The organism is Maribellus luteus, from assembly GCF_003576475.1.
Classification (GTDB): Bacteria; Bacteroidota; Bacteroidia; order Bacteroidales; family Prolixibacteraceae; genus Draconibacterium; species Draconibacterium luteum.
This window is the reverse complement of record NZ_QWGR01000307.1, coordinates 1-513: the sequence shown is the minus strand read 5'-3', so window position 1 is coordinate 513 and position 513 is coordinate 1. Positions and strand designations below refer to the sequence as shown.

1 protein-coding gene is annotated in these 513 nt (G+C 56.7%); it reads left to right on the top strand.

What is annotated here, in order from left to right; all coding sequences use genetic code 11:
- The coding region (locus D1614_RS25915; protein WP_162304631.1) for a hypothetical protein at positions 1 to 513 on the top strand (513 nt) is incomplete at both ends.

Sequence of the window (513 nt, the reverse complement as noted above, 5' to 3'; positions counted from 1 at the left end):
GCGGAGCGCCGCAGGCAGAGATCGATTCGGTGTTGCTGCAGCACGAGACACAAGGTCTCGCGAAAATCAACTATGACCAGACCAAGCGTGAGGCTGAGTCCACGCTAACCAGTCTGACAACGAAGATCCGCACCATTCAGGATCAGGTGAAAGCAGGTGTCCTGTTTCCGATCCAAGCCGAGCAACAGATCATCGCCCTGGAGCGCTCCCGCCTCCCCGTGCTGGATGAAATGGCCACCAAACTGGAGGACATGGCGAAGGCGACGGGCGATCCCGTTGTGATTGCGCAGGCCGAACAGTTCCGCCTTAAGGTCGACGAAATCAAGACGGCGACCGATGAAGCCGGTCAGCACATGGCGGCTCTGAAGCTGACTGCCGAGAGCGCATTTCAAAACGGGGTTTCGACGTTTCTCTTCGACATTGTTACCCGCGCCAAGACTGCAGGCGAAGCAATACAAGGCCTTGCACTGACATTTGTGCAGTCACTTGCGAAGATCGAAACCGAGTTCTTGG